This is a genomic window from Burkholderia sp. BDU5 (assembly GCF_001522845.1).
Lineage (GTDB): Bacteria > Pseudomonadota > Gammaproteobacteria > Burkholderiales > Burkholderiaceae > Burkholderia > Burkholderia mayonis.
Genome location: NZ_LOWC01000029.1, coordinates 127,214 through 144,654, shown reverse-complemented (window position 1 = coordinate 144,654; position 17,441 = coordinate 127,214). Strand labels below are relative to the sequence as shown.

General features: G+C 68.4%; 12 protein-coding genes and 1 pseudogene. 8 read left to right on the top strand and 5 right to left on the bottom strand.

What is annotated here, in order from left to right; translation table 11 throughout:
• Window positions 1–264: 264 nt before the first annotated feature.
• The 3 genes from WS69_RS05915 to WS69_RS30250 are packed head-to-tail and all read left to right on the top strand — an operon-like array spanning window position 265 to window position 2,859.
• Window positions 265–1,677 carry a cytochrome ubiquinol oxidase subunit I gene (locus tag WS69_RS05915; protein ID WP_059469862.1) on the top strand — a complete coding sequence of 471 codons (1,413 nt, stop codon included), beginning with the start codon at window positions 265–267 and terminating at the stop codon, window positions 1,675–1,677.
• 32 nt (window positions 1,678–1,709) lie between these two features.
• Window positions 1,710–2,717: a cytochrome d ubiquinol oxidase subunit II gene (gene cydB, locus WS69_RS05910; protein WP_059469861.1), complete on the top strand. Its 1,008-nt coding sequence runs from the start codon at window positions 1,710–1,712 to the stop codon at window positions 2,715–2,717.
• Entirely contained in the window at window positions 2,689–2,859 is a 171-nt protein-coding gene (locus WS69_RS30250) for a hypothetical protein (RefSeq protein WP_197419212.1), read from the top strand. Before cydB ends, WS69_RS30250 begins: the two co-directional genes overlap by 29 nt.
• Before the next feature lie 305 nt (window positions 2,860–3,164).
• On the opposite strand, the gene WS69_RS05905 is transcribed toward WS69_RS30250, so the two are convergent.
• Window positions 3,165–3,359: a YqaE/Pmp3 family membrane protein gene (locus WS69_RS05905; protein WP_059469912.1), complete on the bottom strand. Its 195-nt coding sequence runs from the start codon at window positions 3,357–3,359 to the stop codon at window positions 3,165–3,167.
• Window positions 3,360–3,630: 271 nt separating this feature from the next.
• Window positions 3,631–4,680 (bottom strand): phytoene/squalene synthase family protein, encoded by a 1,050-nt coding sequence (locus WS69_RS05900; RefSeq protein WP_059469860.1) that lies wholly within the window; start codon window positions 4,678–4,680, stop codon window positions 3,631–3,633.
• 189 nt (window positions 4,681–4,869) lie between these two features.
• Between WS69_RS05900 and WS69_RS05895 the strand changes: the two genes are divergently transcribed.
• The 4 genes from WS69_RS05895 (at window position 4,870) to WS69_RS05880 (ending at window position 8,223) form a co-directional block, all read left to right on the top strand.
• Window positions 4,870–5,163, top strand: a complete 294-nt coding sequence (locus WS69_RS05895) for a hypothetical protein (RefSeq protein ID WP_197419211.1) — start codon at window positions 4,870–4,872, stop codon at window positions 5,161–5,163.
• 128 nt (window positions 5,164–5,291) lie between these two features.
• Entirely contained in the window at window positions 5,292–5,681 is a 390-nt protein-coding gene (locus WS69_RS05890) for a VOC family protein (RefSeq protein ID WP_059469858.1), read from the top strand.
• 395 nt (window positions 5,682–6,076) lie between these two features.
• A complete protein-coding gene (locus WS69_RS05885) occupies window positions 6,077–7,738 on the top strand; it encodes an alkaline phosphatase family protein (RefSeq protein ID WP_059469857.1) in 1,662 nt (553 codons plus the stop codon).
• 263 nt (window positions 7,739–8,001) lie between these two features.
• A complete protein-coding gene (locus WS69_RS05880) occupies window positions 8,002–8,223 on the top strand; it encodes a hypothetical protein (protein ID WP_059469856.1) in 222 nt (73 codons plus the stop codon).
• 118 nt (window positions 8,224–8,341) lie between these two features.
• Here the strand turns inward: WS69_RS05880 and WS69_RS05875 are convergent, their stop codons facing one another.
• The 3 genes and pseudogenes from WS69_RS05875 to WS69_RS05870 form a co-directional block, all read right to left on the bottom strand.
• Window positions 8,342–12,241 carry a DUF748 domain-containing protein gene (locus tag WS69_RS05875; protein WP_059469855.1) on the bottom strand — a complete coding sequence of 1,300 codons (3,900 nt, stop codon included), beginning with the start codon at window positions 12,239–12,241 and terminating at the stop codon, window positions 8,342–8,344.
• Window positions 12,241–12,398 (bottom strand): annotated as a pseudogene (locus WS69_RS34530) (transcriptional regulator). The gene WS69_RS05875 and the pseudogene WS69_RS34530 overlap by 1 nt, the downstream one beginning before the upstream one ends.
• Entirely contained in the window at window positions 12,395–13,816 is a 1,422-nt protein-coding gene (locus WS69_RS05870; protein WP_059469854.1) for a DUF1254 domain-containing protein, read from the bottom strand. The pseudogene WS69_RS34530 and the gene WS69_RS05870 overlap by 4 nt, the downstream one beginning before the upstream one ends.
• 554 nt (window positions 13,817–14,370) lie before the next feature.
• On the opposite strand from WS69_RS05870, the gene WS69_RS05865 reads away from it, so the two are divergent.
• Window positions 14,371–17,313, top strand: a complete 2,943-nt coding sequence (locus WS69_RS05865) for a heavy metal translocating P-type ATPase (protein ID WP_082715980.1) — start codon at window positions 14,371–14,373, stop codon at window positions 17,311–17,313.
• The last annotated feature ends 128 nt before the right edge of the window (window positions 17,314–17,441 follow it).

Genomic DNA, 17,441 nt, shown 5'->3' with positions numbered 1-17,441 from the left:
CTTGCGGCGCGGTGAATTGCCGCAGGCGCGTCAACCCGCCGCGCCGGGCGCTATCACACAAAAGCGCGCCAAACTTGATGCCAATCAACGATTTAGATCGACAAACCGCGCCCGTGCGCTGGACATCTGCGACGAGTTGGCACATTTCGCACCGCAACACGGCGGCCCATACTCCGATCCGACTCTTCAGCCGCAGCCTTGCACATGCGGCGCAGGGGCCGCCGGCAGCCCGCCGGCGGGTGTCGTCAGCTTCGGTCTACTCGCATGGAAACCGCTATTACGGCCCTCGATCTGGCCCGCGTGCAGTTCGCATTCACCGTCTCCTTCCATATCGTCTTTCCCGCGCTGAGCATCGGGCTCGCGAGCTTCATCGCCGTGCTCGAATATCGCTGGCTCAAGACCGGCAAGGCGTACTACAAGAATCTCTGTCTCTTCTGGTCGAAGATCTTCGCCGTCGCGTTCGGCATGGGCGTCGTGTCCGGCGTCGTGATGGCCTATCAGTTCGGCACGAACTGGTCTGGCTTCTCGAGCTTCGCCGGCTCCGTCACCGGCCCGCTGCTGATGTACGAAGTGATGACCGCGTTCTTCCTCGAAGCGGGCTTCCTCGGCATCATGCTGTTCGGCTGGAATCGCGTGAGCCCGCGTGCGCACTTCGGCGCGACGCTGATGGTCGCGATCGGCACGCTGATCTCGACGTTCTGGATTCTCGCGTCGAACAGCTGGATGCAGACGCCGCAGGGCTTCGAGATCGTCGACGGCCAGGTCGTGCCGACTGACTGGTTCGCGATCATCTTCAATCCGTCGTTCCCGTACCGGCTCGCGCACATGGCGATCGCTGCGTTCATCGTCGCCGCGCTCGTCGTCGCCGCGACCGCCGCATGGCACCTGCTGAAGGGCCGCCGCGACAAGGCCGTGAAGAAGATGTTCTCGATGTCGCTGTGGCTCTTGCTCGCGCTCGCGCCGCTGCAGGCCGTGATCGGCGACCAGCACGGCCTCAACACGCTCGAGCATCAGCCCGCGAAGCTCGCCGCGATCGAAGGCTTGTGGGAAACCGAGCAAGGCGGCACCGCGCTCAACCTGTTCGGCATCCCCGACATGAAGGCGGAAACCACGCGCTACGCGGTGTCGATTCCGCATCTCGGCAGCCTGATCCTCACGCATAGCTGGGACGGCGAAATTCGCGGCCTGAAATCGTTCCCGCCGGAAGACCGTCCGAACTCGACCATCGTGTTCTGGAGCTTCCGCGTGATGGTCGGGCTCGGCTTCGCGATGATCGGCCTCGCCGCCATCGCATGGCTGCTGCGTCGGCGCGGGCGCCTCTATGAAGCGAAGTGGTTCCACAGGTTCGCGCTGGCGATGGGTCCGACAGGCTTCATCTCGCTGCTCACCGGCTGGGTGACGACCGAAGTGGGCCGCCAGCCGTGGGTCGTCTACGGCGTGATGCGCACCGCGCACGCGGCGTCGCCGCTGTCGATGCAGCAGGTCAGCGTATCGCTGATGACGTTCGTGGTCGTCTACTTCCTCGTGTTCGGCACGGGCGCCTATTACATGCTGAAGCTGATGAGGAAGGGCCCCGCGCTGCCGGGCGACACGCCCGACGATGCGCACGATGCGCGCCCCGACCGCACCGCCCGCCGGCCGCTGTCGGCCGCGAACCAGTTGATCGACGCCGCGTGAAGCCGGCGAGCCAAAGCAAGCGAGGTTAGCAAATGGATGTCACCGTAGTCTGGGCCGCGATCATCGCACTCGGCCTCTTCATGTACGTCGTGCTCGACGGCTTCGATCTGGGCATCGGCATCATGTTTCCGTTCTTCCCCGCCGAGCAGGAGCGGGATCTGATGATGAACACCGTCGCGCCCGTGTGGGACGGCAACGAGACGTGGCTCGTGCTCGGCGGCGCGGGACTCTTTGCAGTGTTCCCGATCGTCTATTCGACCGTGCTGTCGGCGCTCTACCTGCCGCTCGTCTTCATGCTCGTGTGCCTGATCTTCCGCGGCGTGTCATTCGAGATTCGCGCGAAATCCCGTCGCACGAAGCACCTGTGGGATCTCGCGTTCATCGGCGGCTCGACGGGCGCGACGTTTTTCCAGGGCGTTGCGCTCGGCGCGTTCCTGCAAGGCATCCCGGTCGACAACGGCCGCTTCGCCGGCGACGCGTTCGGCTGGCTCACGCCGTTCAGCCTGCTGACGGGCCTCGGCCTCGTCGCGACCTACGCGCTGCTCGGCTGCTGCTGGCTCGTCGCGAAGACGGAAGGCGATCTGCAGCGCCGCCTGCATCGCGTCGTGTGGCCGCTCACCGTCGTGCTGCTCGGCTTCATCGCGATCGTGAGCCTGTGGACGCCGCTGCAGGATCCGAACATCGCGCAGCGCTGGTTCGCGTCGGGACTCTTCTGGCGCCTGCTGCCGGTGCCGTTCCTCGTCGCCGCGTGCGCGGTGCTGATGCGCCGCGCAGTGCGCGACCGTCACGACACCGTGCCGTTCATGCTCGCGCTCGCACTCGTGTTCCTCGGCTACGTCGGGCTGCTCGTGAGCCTGTGGCCGTACGCGATTCCGCAAAGCGTGACGCTGTGGGAAGCCGCCGCGCCGCGTTCGAGCCAGACGTTCACGCTGATCGGCGCGGCCGTCATCCTCCCGATCATCCTCGCGTACACGACGCTGGGTTATTGGGTGTTCCGTGGAAAGGTGCGTCATGAAGACCAGCATTACTATCACCACTGAGCCGCGCGCCGCGGCGCGCGGCGTGCGGCTGCCGGGCTGGATCTGGTTCGGACTGCTGTGGATGGGCGGCGTCGCGGGAGCCGTGACGCTCGGCTACGCGTTCAAGCTGTTCATGTACGCGACGCTGTTCGCCGTGAAGTAAAGTCAATCGGGATGGGACGACGCCGCGCGACGCGGCGTCGTGCGGGAAACGGCTCGCCCTTGAGCCACGACACGGCGTGGCGCGGCGACAGCCCCGCTTGTCGCAATGCGTTGCCGTAGTGCGACGACGCAGCGCCGAGCGGCATTGCAACGGGCGTCGCCACGATGAAATCGCTTGGCGACGTTTCTTCGCCACGGCGATCTCACAGAGCCACATCGAAGCGCCGATGCGGACGGGACGACGCATCGGAAAGCCGCGCGGCGCATCCGCCTCGTGTGCCGCGCGCGCCGCGCGACGACGCGTGATTACGAACGCCGGCCGAGCGCCTCTTCGATCTTCCTGTCGGTGTTGTATTGGCTGAGCGCGTACACCGACCAGATCGCGGCGGGCAGCCAGCCGATCAGCGTGATTTGCAGGATCAGGCAGATGATGCCCGCGAACGGGCGGCCGATCGTGAAGAACTGCAGCCAGGGCAGCAGCAAGGCGAGCAGAAGACGCATCGTGATTTCCTCTTTGTCGGATTGCCGATGATCGTAGTCGATCGGCGCATGGATGGCGGCTCGGCGCCGAATTTCAAGCGGCGCGCGCGACGGTGCGTCGAATATTCCACCGTTCGCGCGCCGGCTGGCGCGCCGGCCGGCCACGCGATCGTTATAGCAGACCTGAAATTAAACGGTCCTTAAAAATGGGAAAGCGCGTTCCGGTTCCCCATTCCACCACGCGACGCGACGCGACGCGCGAGCAAACGAGCAAGCGGGCAAGCGCAGCGCATCAAGCCGCGAGCCGCGCTTCGACGTCCGCGATCAAGCGATCGAGCCATGCACGCAGCGCGCCGTTCGACATCGCGAGCGGCAACGAATACGCGATGATCCGATACACGTCGCCGCGCCGCACCTTCGACGCGCGTGCCGGGTCGAGCCACGCGTCGTTCGATACGAGCAGCGCGAGCGTCTTCAGGCCAATCACGATCGGCCACAGGCACGCGAGCCGCAAGCGCGGCGCGCGGCGCGGAATCGCGAACGTGTAGTCGATGCCCGCGCGGAAATGTTCGAGCGTCTGGCGCACGAGCGCATGCAGCAGCGGCCGCGCGCGCAGCGACGCGTCCGGCCGCAGCAGATCGTCGGCGCGCAGGCCGTACTCGTCGAGCATCGCCTGCGGCAGATAGCAGCGGCCGATCCGCAGATCCTTCCCGCAATCGCGCAGCACGTTGGTCATTTGCAGCGCCTTGCCGAAACGAATCCCGCGCCCGGCCATCGTGTCCGGATGCTCGGTCAGCAGGCCGGGCAGATGCGCGCACGTCATCTTCGTCCAGAATTCGCCGACGCAGCCGGCGACGAGGTACGTGTAGCGATCGAGCTCCGGCCATTCGCGCAGCGCGGCGATCCGGCCCGACGATTCGTCGGGGAACGTGAGCAGATCGAATTCCATCCCTTCGGTGAGCGTCGTCACGACGTCGCGCACGGCGTCGCGATCGGATGCGCTCAGTTGCGACAGCACCGCGAGCGCGGGGCCGAGCGATTCGAGCAGCGTCTTCTCGTCCGACAGCATCTGCTGCCCCGCGACTTCGCCCGCAATTCGCGCGAGCGCGTCGGGTTCGGGCGTGCCGTTGACCTGCGCGCGCAACGACAGCAGCAGTTCGAGCCGCTGCGCGGGCGGGATCAGCGACGTGTCCGCGATCGTGTCGGCCGCGCGCGCGAGCAGATACGCGAGGCCGATCGGGTCGCGCATCCCTTCGGGAAGCACGCGCAGCGTCAAATAGAAGGAGCGGGAGACGCCCTTCAGCAGGGGGCCCAGCAGGAAGGCCCGGGAGGGATTGCCCATGGATCGGATCAGGTCGGTCATACGATTTGCTGCCGCATTGTATCGGCAAACGCGCGCGGGCCGCCGGGCGATTATGGGCGGCGCACGCCTCCGGCAAGCGCCGTCGAGCCGCGCGCGGCGTCCGGCAATGCCGCGATCGATATCCGCGCCGCGCCGCAATGCGTACAATCGCATCCTTTCCCGCATGAGGTGAACGCGATGGCCATGAAGAAAACCGATCTCGAGAAGAACAAGGCGTTGAAGCTGACGCAAGCGATGAAGCACACGACGTCCGCCCGCTTCGGCAAGGGCGCCGAAGACACGGCGCCCGATCGTCGCGAGCGGCGCAAGCTCGAACAGGCGCAAGGTCTCGTGCCGTTCGCGTGCAAGCTCAACATCGAGCTCGTCGCGCGCCTGAACGAACGGGCGGCGTCGCGCCCCGACGGGATGACCGGATTGTTGACCGAACTGTTGCAGCGCGGCCTCGACGAAACCACCGAGTAAATACTGCAAGCGCCGCACGGCGCGCCGGGTGAGGTCATGCAGGGTCCATGCCGCATTTTCGGCCTATGCTGAAAGACGGAGCTCCGCATAACCCCTCTCATCGACTCTTCGAAAACAGGAGTGACCTGATGAATCCACCCGTCCTGCGTGTCGCCCGCCCGACCAACGACATCGATGCGCTCATCCGCTTCTACACGGAGGCGCTGGGCTTCGACATCGTCGCGCGCTTCGAGAATCACGAAGGTTTCGACGGCGCGATCGTCGGCCATGCCGGCTATCCGTGGCAAATCGAGTTCACGCGCCAGCACGGCGTGACGGTCGCGCGCGCGCCGACCGCCGAGCATCTGCTCGTGTTCTATCTGCCGGACCGCGGCGCGTGGACCGAGGCCGTCGAGCGCATGCGCGCATATGGTGCGGTGCCGCACCGTTCGGAGAATCCGTACTGGGATCGCCAAGGCGTGACTTTCGAAGACCCGGACGGCTATCGGATCGTCCTGCAGAACTCGCAGCCGAGCTGAGCGTCCGCGCGCGCTTGCGCTCGCGAGTGGCGAAAGCGCCGCGCGACATGTGATGCCTCGGTCGCCGTTCCGCACAGCGCGGCAGCCCGCTCGTCGCGCAAATTGAGCGGCCCGTCGTTCCGCCTTGCTGCGCGCATCGGCGCACCGCGCTCGCGCGCGCCATGACGAACACACTACGACCGATCCCGCCCCCCCTCGCATCCACCGCCCTTCCGCCGACCCGCCGCGATACAAATTCTCACAACTTCGCCGCACCGCCCGCCGCGCTTGCACCGCGCACCGCCCCGCGTATCGACAGACAAACGAAAGCGGCACGTCACGACACGTTCGCAATCCGCGTGCAGATTGCAGCCCCGGGTGTGGGTGGTATGACTGTTCAACTGACGAGGTCAACGATGAAACGCAACAGCAAACAGTTCGAAATCAGCGCATGGCTCGGCGCCGGCGCGCTCGCATTCGCGAGCGTGGCGTCGGCCGCCACCGCGCAGGATCGGGATCACGATCACCGTCCCGTCGACGCGAAGCACGTGCTCCTGATCAGCGTCGACGGACTGCACGAGCAGGACGTCGCGCGCTGCGTCGGCGCGAACACGTGTCCGAACCTCGCGCTGCTCGCGAAATCGGGCGTCACGTACACGAACGCGCACACGCCGGGCCTGTCGGACTCGTTCCCGGGTCTCGCCGCGCTCGTGACGGGCGGCTCGCCGAAGAGCGCAGGTCTCTTCTACGACGTGTCGTACGACCGCACGCTGTATGCACCGTCGGATACGACGTGCTCGGGCAAGCAAGGCTGGAACGTCGTGTTCGACGAAACGACCGGCATCGACGCGCAGAACGGCGGCGCGCTCACGCATCTCGACGGCGGCGGCGCGTTCAACCCGCAGGCGATCCCGCACGCGCGCGTGAACGGTCAGTGCGTGAGCGTCTATCCGCACGACTACGTGAAGACGAACACGCTGTTCGAAGTCGTCAAGGAACACATCCGCGGCTCGCACACCGCGTGGGCGGACAAGCACGCGTGGGGCTACGACTGGGTGAACGGCCCGTCGGGCAAGGGCGTCGACGACCTCGCGCGCACCGAGATCAACTCGATCGATCCGGCGACGAACACCAACTACACCGACCTCTACACGCACACCGAGAAGTTCGACAACTATCACGTGCAGGCGATCGTCAATCAGATCGACGGCAAGAACTCGACGGGCGCCGCGGCCGCGCCCGTGCCGACCGTGTTCGGCACGAACTTCCAGACGCTTTCCGTCGCGCAGAAGGCGACCGTCGCATCGGGCGGCGGCTATCTCGACGCGAGCTTCACGCCGGGGCCGGAAGTCACGAACGCGATCGCGTACGTCGACGGCGCGCTCGGCCGCATCGTCGCCGAGCTCAAGCAGCGCGGCCTGTACGACTCGACCGTCGTGATCGTGACCGCGAAACACGGCCAGTCGCCGACCGATCACACGAAGCTCGTAAAGAACGGCGACACGCTGACGGCGCTCCTCGAAGCGAACAACTTCCTCGATCCGAACGGCAACTTCGGCCAGAACAACACGGCGTCGGGCAACCTGAACGACGGCACGGGCCTCGTCGGCACGGGCTTCGTGCAGACCGACGACGTCGGCCTCGTCTGGCTGCGCGACCAGAGTCAGTTGAACGCGGTCGTGGCGAAACTGAAGGCGAACCTCGGCTGCAACGCGCCCGGCATCTGCGCGGACGGCCCGCAAGCCTACATCCTGTCCGGCCCGAGCGTCGCCGAGCGCTTCGGCAGTCCCGCACTCGGCCGCACGCCGGACATCGTCGTGCAGCCGAATCCGGGCGTGATCTACACGTCGAGCAAGAAGAAGGACGAAGAGCACGGCGGCAACGCGCCGGACGACAACCACCTCGGCCTCGTCGTGTCGTACGCGGGCTTCCATCAAGGCCGCACGATCGACGCGCCGGTCGTGACGACGCAAGTCGCGCCGACGATCCTGCGCTCGCTCGGCCTCGAGCCGCGCCTGCTGCACGCCGTCGCGCTCGAAGGCACGCGCGTGCTGCCGGGCCTTGGTCTCGACCGCTGAAGACGCAAGGGAAGCGCCGGCCGCCCCTGCATATCGGCGGCGGCCGGCGCTTCCAGCCGGTCCGGACATCCGAACCATCCGGTTCGTCTAAACAAGATCGCGCGCCGCGCACATCGGCGCGTTCGCCGCCCGCCCACTGCGGCGACTTGCCGCCCGGCGCATGCCGCGACGCCCGCACGTCCGGCCCGCCGGGCGTTTTTTTCAGGGTTGGCGAAGGACTATTGTCATGCGATAAGGAAATCGTCCTTATCCGGAGCATCACGATGGCCACGCTGGAAGCCTTCCGATGCGTGCTCGACGACGCGCGCACGCCCGAGATCATCCGTCATCACATCATCGATTCGCTGCAATACGCGCTGCGCAATTACGGTCAGGTGTTCACCGCGAAGGAAGTCGAATGGCTGGCCGCGTGGGACGATCCGCGCATTCCACTCGCCGCGCGCAAGGAGCTCGAGAAGCGCGCCCCGGCCGTCGCGGCGCGCTGACGCGGCGCGCCGCCTCTGCCGCGCACGAGGGCCGCGCGCGGGCACGGGAACAAAAAAAGCGGCGCGGACCGAGCCGCGCCGCCTTCGTCGAGCCGACGTCATGCGACGTCCCCCGGCGTCACTTCAGACCGAAGTCGACGCGCGTCGTCGCCCCCTTGTCCTCAATGCCCTTCGCATCGAGCTTCGGCGCGACAATGAACATCCGGCTCGGATCGACCTTGCCCTCCAGATACTGGCGGACCGCTTGCGCGCGGCTCTGCGCGAGTGCGCGCAGGCTCGAATCGTCGACGGGCGCATGATCGGCGAGCGCCTGCTTCATGTCGTCGTCGGGCAGCGTCTTCGTCAAGCCGATCACGTTGCGCGGCTTCTTGAAGTCGGCGGCCTTGTACGCCTTCGTCAGATACTTCGTGTACTCGGCGGGATCGACCTTTACCGTCATCGGATCGACACTCTCGCCCTGGCCGACCACGTCCTTCAGCTTCTGCTGCCGGACGAGCCGGTCGACGTACGCGTCGCGCAGGCCCGGCAGGTCCTTGACCGGATCGACGCGACCAATCAGGTCGAGGCGGATCGCCGGCTTCTCCGCGAGCATCTTCGAGATCGTGTCGAGCTTCTTGTCCGACGCGTCGGACAGCTTCGCGAGGCCCGGCTCGAACTCGACGTAGCCGAGCTCCTCGCCGTCGCCGCCGAACGCGTGCGCGAGCAGCGTGAACGGCGACGTGACCGCCTTCGCGATCAGGTTCAGCACCGCGCGCCAGATCAGGCCGCCGACGCTGAACTCCGGATTCGACAATGATCCGGACACCGGAAGATTCACGTCGATCTCGCCGCGCGAGTTCTTCAGCAGCGCGATCGCGAGCCGCACCGGCAGCTTCGTCGCGGTGTCGTTCTCGACGTGGTCGCCGAACGTCAACTGATCGATGAAGATGTGGTTGTTCGCGCTCAGTTGATCGTTGTCGAGCTTGTAGTGCAGATCGACGTTCAGCTTGCCCTTCGTGATCGGATAGCCCGCGTACTTCGCCGAATACGGCGTCAGGTTCGTCAGCTCGATGTCGTGCGCGGTCGCGGTCAAGTCGAGCGCCGGCTTCTCGATCAGCGGGTTCACCGTCCCCTTGATCGTAATCGGGCCGTTCGCCGCGAGCTTCGCGCCGACGTCGACGGGCGCGGGCGTCGTCGAGTCGGTGCCGAACGCGCCGACCGTGCCGTTGATCGCGACGAGGTTCGCCGTGTAGTTCGGCTTGATGAAGTTGTCGGTGTACGTGACGCGGCCGCTTTGCAGCAGCAGTTGGCCGAAATGCAGCCGCACCGGGTGCTGAGGCGGCGCGGCCGCGCGCACGACGGCGGCGCCGGATGCGGCCGACGTGGATGCGGCCGACGTGGATACGGCCGACGCCGACGCGCTCTCAGCCGACGCCGCGGCCGCCGACGCGAGCACCGGCGCCGACGCCGGCGCCGCGACCGACGCCGCGGCGGCCGCCCTCGCTTGCGACGCCGCCTGCGGCGTCAGCGGCACCGGCTCCTTGCCGCTCGCATCGCGCGTCAACGACTGCGCGGGACCGCTTTCCTTCGCGACGACCTCGCGCAAGTTCAGCCGCCCCTGTGCGTCGAGCAGCACGCGGCCGTAGAAATTCGAAAACGTCACGCGCGACGCGTCGACATCGGTGCCGCGCACGTTGTCGTAATTCGCCTTCAGGTTCGTGAGCGCGAGCGAGCGCCAGCCGGCGAACGGATCGGACGTCGCCTTGTCGAGCATCCGCACGTCGACGAGCGCCGCGTCGCCGCGATACGACGCCTTCATCGACTGCTTCGCCTGCTCGACATTCAGCTCGCCCTTCGCGTTCAGCAGCGCGCTCGCAACCGTCGCGTTCAGCATGCTGCCGAAGTAAGGCTCGAACGCAGCCGCGTCGAGCCGGTTGCCGTTCAGCTTCAGGCCGACCTTGAGCGGCGTCGCCGTGACGTTGCCCGACACGTTGAGCGAGCCCTTGCGGTTCAGCGTCGTCGTCAGCTTGACAGGCAGCGGCTTCGACAGGTCTTCGCTGATCTGCTTGACGTTCAGTTGCAGCGGCGAGAACGCGAGCTTCACCGGCAGCGGCGTCGAGCGGTCGGTGAAGTTCGCCTTCGCGTCCTTCACGTTCAGTTCGTCGATCTTGTAGCGCCACGCGGGTGCGGCAGCGCGCGAGGGCGCCGCTTCGTGCGCGCCGGCGAGGGACGCGAGATCGATCCTGCCGTTCTGCAAACGCGCGACGTCGAGCGCGAGGCCCGTCGCATCGATGCTCGCGATCTCGGCGGTGCGCGCGGCCAAGTCGATCTTCGTCACCTTCACGCGCGCGTCGGGCAGCGCGACCGCCGGCGTTTTCGCGTTCGGCAGCGCGATCTTCAGCGACTTCAGGCCGAGCTCGCTGTCGCTCACCTGCGCGTCGAGCGGCGTCTTCGACCAGTCCGCCTTCGCGTTGACCGACGTGCTGAGCGCACCGTCGAGCACCCGCGCGGACGTCGCGCCGGAGAGATACGGCTGCACGACGGGCAGCGCGAGCGCGTCGACGACGAGCTTCGTGTCCGCCTGCCGCGCCGCGAGGTTGAACGCGCCTTCGGCCTTCAGCGAGCCGCCGCTCGCGACGTCGGTCGCGAGCGTATAGCGCGCGGGCGTCTTGCCCGTCAGCGTGAAATCGGCGAGCGTCGTCGCGACGTGCTTGAGCGAGATCGCTGCGGGCGTCGCGAGCGACGCATCGTTCATGTCGAGCGTGCCGTCGTTGATCGAGAAACGCTTGATCGTCAGGTCGAGCGGCTGGGTCTTCTCTTTCTCGGCGGCCGCGGCCGACGCGCCGCTGGCCAGCGGCGATTCGACCGCTCCGGACGCGGACGCTGCCGCGACGGCCGGGTCGCCCGAAGCAGCAGCGGATTTGGCCGACGCCGGCGTTGAAGCGGCGGCCTTTGCCGCGGCCGGCGTCCCCTCCGCCCCGCCCGCCAGCTTCATGACGTTCAGTACGCCTGCCTTGTCGCGCGTGAGCGACACGACCGGCTGATCGATCCGGATGTCGTCGAAATGCAGCACGTTGCGCAGCGGCTCGATCTGCGCGGCCGCGACGTGCACCGCGTGCGCGGCGAAGAGCGGCTCGTTCGCCGGGCCCGTCACCTGCGCGTCGTTCAGATCGACGGCGCCCGACACGCGCAGGGCGGGCGTATCGCCCGACATCGCGAAATTCAAGTTGAGATCGCTCGACAGCTTGCCCGAGCGCATGTCGATGGGCAGCTTCGTCGGCGCGTAGGACAGAAGACGCGGCACGTCGAGACCGTCGAACTTCAGGTTGATCGACGATTCGCGCGACTGCGCGAACGGCTTCGTCTTGCCGTCGATCGCGATTCCGCTGCCGTCGAGGCGCGCGCGCAGCTTCGGCGTGACGAAGATGTCGGTCTTCGACGGCAGCGTCGCGATGAACGGAATGCCGACCGACCATTGGTCGACGACGTGCTTCGTGTTCAGCAGCTGGTCGTCGAACTCGATGCGGCCGTCGTTGACCTGGATGTTCGATACCGAGAAGCGCGCCGGCTTCGTCGAAGGCTGCGGCGACGGCTTGGAGAATTTGTCGACCAGGTCGGTGAAGTTGAAGCGCTGCGCGTCGTAGCGGACGACGCGGAAGCGCGGCTGATCCAGTCGCACTTCGTCTACGATCGGCGCGAAACGCGCGAGCGACGTCCACGACGCGCGCACGACGAGCTTGCCGATGTCGACGAAATCGCCCTGACCGCCGCGCTCGCCGACGTGCACGCCGTCGGCCTCGAGCCGCAGCGTGTAAGGATTGAATGCGATCCGCGAGATCGTCGCGGGACGGTCGAGCTGCTGGCTCAGTTGCTGCTCGGCGATGTGTCGGATCAGCGGCGGCGCCGCGAAAAAGCCGAGCAGTCCGAACACCGCGAGGAAGATCGCGACGCCGATGCCAGTGCGCTTCGCGCGGCGCGACCGGGCGGCGACGCCAAGCTTTTGCAAGGTCGATTGGATGGTTTCTTTATTGAATGCCATTACTGAATCGCCGTCGGAACGGCAGCGAGTAAATCGGGACGGGAAGGTCCGGCTTTCGCCAGTATAGGCGCTGCGCCTTTCGTGACGCAGCGAGGATGCGGGCGTCGGCGCGCGCCGCACCCGGCCTTATGACCGGGTGGCGCGCGCGAACGTTCACTTGCGGATGACGGCGGGAGGCTGCCAGGTGCCGTCGGCGGCTTGCCGCTTCGGCGCATAGAGCCGCAGTGCGAGCGCGAAGTCGGCGCGCGGCGCGGGCAGCCAGTTCGACGCGTAGCCCTTGCCGGGCGGCGTTGCGGACACGACGATCTCAAGCGAGCCGTCGCGGTTGCGGTGCAGCCGGTCGCGCTCGCCGATCGAGCGGCGCGCACGGCCCAGGTCGGGCAGCGCGCCGTCCGGCGTGTACGGCGCGAGCGACCAGAACGCGCGCGCGGGCGGCAGCGCGTTCGGCGCGAAGCGGATCACGTAGCGGTGCGCGCCGTTGAGCGGCCGGCCCGCGCTGTCGGTCTTGACGACGGCGACGGTTTCGTCGTCGCGCGTCGCCGCGCCGAATTGCGTCGACGCCGCGTACGCGCGCAACGCGTAATCCTGCCCGTAGTTGCCGACGCTGTCGCCGAGCCAGCTCCAGCCGTTCGCGGAAAGCGCGTTCGGCGGCAGCGCGGTGAGCCGCTCGCGCGCCTCGGCCGCGCCGTTCTCGGCGCCGATCAGCTTGTCGCCCTTCCATTGCACCGGCGCGCCCGCCGTCACGCCGATGTCGGCGAGGATTTCCTGCGCGTGCGCATCGGCGGCGGACGGCGGGTTGTCCTGCAGCGCGCGCGCGACGCGCGAGAAGAACGCCGGCGGATCGAGCGCCGCGACCTGCGCGACAGGCGACGCGGCGGCGCCCGATGCGGGCTCGGCCGACGCTGCGCCCGCATCCGCACGCGCGCCGCGGGCGTCGCCCGTATAGACGGACAGCGGCTCGACGCGAATCGCGCGCTGCAGTTTCCTCGCGGCGGCGAGATCGCGCCCGCCGCTCGTCTGGATCCGCACGTCGAGCCACACGTTGCGCGCGGGCACGTCGACGCGCGTCACGCCTTCCGGCAGCGTGCCCTCCCAGCCCGCGCCGACGAACGCGAGCGTGCGCGCGCGGCTCGCGCCCGAGCGCGGATTCGCCGACGGGCCGGTCGACCACAGCACGTTGGTCCACATGTCGAGCGCGCGCGCGTCGAGATAGCGGCCGCGCCCGTCGGGCAGCGCGACGATCACCGGCTCGTCGGCAACGTCGAGCCACGCGGTCGAATCGAGCATGTCGACGCTCGCGAGCGGCGGGTTCGCGGCGCCCGGCGCGGGCAGCGCCTGCGCGTGGCGCAGCGTGTTGACGGGCGCGCCGTCGGCCGCCGCGGCCTCCTTCGCGGCGTCCATCAGCACGAGCGGATAAGCGTAGATGTAGGAATCTGCGACCTCGCTGCGCATCCAGCCCGTCTTGCGCTGGATCGCCTCGGGCGTCGACGTGCAGGCCGCAAGCAGCGCCAGCGCGGCAAGCGACGCGCCAGCGCGCCGCAGAGAAACAGTGGATTCTCGTCGGTTTTTTATCATTCGGTGGCACGGCGAACGCGCGGCAGGGCCGCGCGTGTTGATCGGCGGCCGGCCCGTAGGGCGCGGGGTCTTCCTCGTAGCGTGCGTGCCGGCCGGCTGTTGCTTGATCAGATCGTTATTTTTGGATCGGCAGTATCGTACTCTCGTCGCCCCGGCAAAAACAATGCCCGATCGCGCGAAAAGGCGATTCGGATCCGAGTGGAGCGCCTCGGCGTGCCGACGGATCGTCAATATTTGGGATGGCGAACACGAGAAGCAGACGGACGGCGGCGCATTGCGACGAACGCCCGGTGCGCTCGCCGTCTCGCGATTCGTGAGAAACCGCCGCCGATGCGCGACCAAACGCCGCGCCGTGCGCATGCCCCTGGCGCTGGACCGCCGCCCGAACGCCCGGCGAAGCCTTGTGCGGCCGCCCGCGACCACGGCGGCCCCGCGCTGCCCACGCCCCGACGATCGGCATCGGTGCTGCATCGTCCGCTTGACCTTCCCATCATGGGAAAGTTGATACTTGCAGTTGTCGGCGGCATCGCCCGCCTTATCGAATCGGATTGCAGATGACAAAGCTGTTCGTTCCTGCCACATCGGTCACGACGAAGCTGTTCGTCGAAGGCATGCATTGCGGCGGCTGCAAGGCGCGCGCCGAGAAGGCGCTCGCCGAGGTGCCGGGCGTGACCGGCGCGGCCGTGAATCTCGACGCCGGCACGGCGACCGTCGATGCGACGCCCGCCGTCGACGCGGCCCGCCTCGTCGACGCGCTCGGCGCCGCCGGATACCGCGCGACGGTCGCGGCGGAGCCCGCCGCGCACCGGGATGGCGACGCACGGCACGACGGCGCCGGTAAAGCAAACGACGACGGCGATGCCGTCGTGACGCGTGCGGCCACCGTCACGCTGGCCGTCGGCGGGATGACCTGCGGCGGCTGCGCGCGACGCGTCGAGCAGGCGCTCGCGACAGTGCCCGGCGTGACGGGCGCGAAGGTCGATCTCGCGACGGCGAGTGCGGCGGTCGATGTCGAGCGCGACGTCGATGCGCGGACGCTCGTCGCGGCCGCGAAGCAGGCCGGTTACCGGGCCGATGTGGTGCGCGACGCGCGCGTCGGCGCGTTACCGCCGCCCGATGCGTGCGCGCTCAATGTCGCGGCGCAGTCGCGTGTGTCGCGGACGGCGCCCGCGGCAAACGAAACGACTGTTGCGCCGCCCATGCACGCCGCGGCGACGAAGACGCTCGAACTCGACATCGACGGCATGACCTGCGCGTCGTGCGCCGGCCGCGTGGAAAAGGCGCTGTCGCAAGTGCCCGGCGTCGCTCGCGCGACGGTCAACCTCGCGACCGAAAAAGCGACGATCGAAGCCGACGCGAGCCTCGAAGCCGCCCGTCTCGTCGATGCGGTGAGGCAAGCCGGCTATCGCGCCTCACCGGTAAGCGCAGCTTCCGCAGCTTCCGCAGCTTCCGCAGCCTCCACCGCCTCCACCGCAACCGCGCCGGCCACCCCTGCCCTCCCCGCGCCGCCCACCGCCGACGACCGCAAGCTCGCCGAAGCCCGCCGCGAACGCCGGCTCGTGATCGCATCCGCGGTGCTGACCGTCCCGCTCGCACTGCCGATGTTCGCCACGCCGTTCGGTATCGACGCCGCGTTGCCCGCGTGGCTGCAACTCGTGCTCGCGTCGATCGTGCAGTTCGGCTTCGGCGCACGCTTCTACCGCGCCGCGTGGCACGCGCTCAAGGCGCGCGCCGGCAACATGGACCTGCTCGTCGCGCTCGGCACGTCGGCCGCATACGGCCTCAGCATCTGGCTGATGCTGCGCGACCCCGGCCACCCCGCGCATCTGTACTTCGAGGCGTCCGCGGTGATCGTCACGCTCGTGCGCTTCGGCAAATGGCTCGAAGCGCGCGCGAAGCGGCAGACCACCGACGCGATTCGCGCGCTCAACGCGCTGCGCCCCGATCGCGCGCGCATCGTCGAGCACGGCGTCGAGCGCGACGTCCCGCTCGCGCAGGTGCGCGTCGGCACGGTCGTGCGCGTGCTGCCGGGCGAGCGCGTGCCCGTCGACGGCCGGATCGAAGCGGGCGTCACGCACATCGACGAATCGCTGATCACCGGCGAAAGCCTGCCCGTGCCGAAAGAGCCGGGCGACCGCGTGACCGCCGGCTCGATCAACGGCGAAGGCGCACTGACCGTCGCGACGACCGCGATCGGCGCCGAGACGACGCTCGCGCGCATCATCCGCCTCGTCGAATCCGCACAGGCCGAGAAAGCGCCGATCCAGCGTCTCGTCGATCGCGTGAGCGCCGTGTTCGTGCCCGCGATCGTCGCGATCGCGTTCGTCACGTTCGCCGGCTGGCTCGTCGCGGGCGCGGGCGTCGAGACGGCGATCCTCAACGCGGTCGCGGTGCTCGTGATCGCGTGCCCGTGCGCGCTCGGCCTCGCGACGCCCGCCGCGATCATGGCGGGCACGGGCGTCGCCGCGCGGCACGGCGTGCTGATCAAGGATGCGCAGGCGCTCGAGCTCGCGCAGCGCGCGCGCATCGTCGCGTTCGACAAGACCGGCACGCTGACGGAAGGCAAGCCGACCGTCACCGCGTTCGACGCGATCGGCATTCCGCGCGCCGGCGCACTCGCGCTCGCCGCCGCCGTCCAGCGCGACAGCGCGCATCCGCTCGCACGCGCGGTCGTCTTTGCGTTCGACGCCGATGCCGACGCGCGCCATTCACCGTTCGCCGCCGCGCGCGCCGGCACGCCGCGCGCGGTCGCGGGCCGCGGCGTCGAGGCGCATGTCGACGGCCGCCTGCTCGCGCTCGGCAGCACGCGCTGGCGCGACGAGCTCGGCATCGCCGCGCCGGCCGGCCTCGCGCGCCGCGCGACGGAGCTGGAAGCTGCAGGCAACACGGTATCGTGGCTGATGCGCGCCGACGCGCCGCGCGAAGCGCTCGCGCTCGTCGCGTTCGGCGATACCGTGAAGCCGCATGCGCGGCGCGCGATCGAACGGCTCGCGGCGCGCGGCATCAAGAGCGCGCTCGTGACGGGCGACAACCACGGCAGCGCGGCGGCCGTCGCCGCGACGCTCGGCATCGACGAGGTTCACGCGCAAGTGCTGCCGGACGACAAGGCGCGCGTCGTCGCACAGATGAAGCGGACGGCGGGCGACGGCGTCGTCGCGATGGTCGGCGACGGCATCAACGACGCGCCCGCGCTCGCCGCCGCTGACGTCGGCATTGCGATGGCGACGGGCACCGACGTCGCGATGCACACGGCCGGCATCACGCTGATGCGCGGCGACCCGGCGCTCGTCGCGGACGCGGTCGACATCTCGCGCCGCACATATCGGAAGATCCAGCAGAACCTGTTCTGGGCGTTCGCGTACAACCTGGTCGGGATTCCGCTCGCCGCGCTCGGCTGGCTGAATCCGATGATCGCGGGCGCGGCGATGGCGTTTTCGAGCGTGAGCGTCGTGACCAACGCGTTGCTGCTGCGGCGCTGGAAGGGTGAAGCGCGCTGAGCGGCAACAAGCAAGGTCGCGACAGCCTGCGCTGCGCATGAAGCAAGCGGCCCGCGGCTCGTGAGCGCATCGCACGCCGCGGGCTGCGGGCCGTGCGCGACGACGGTGCGCGACAAATCGCGACACGC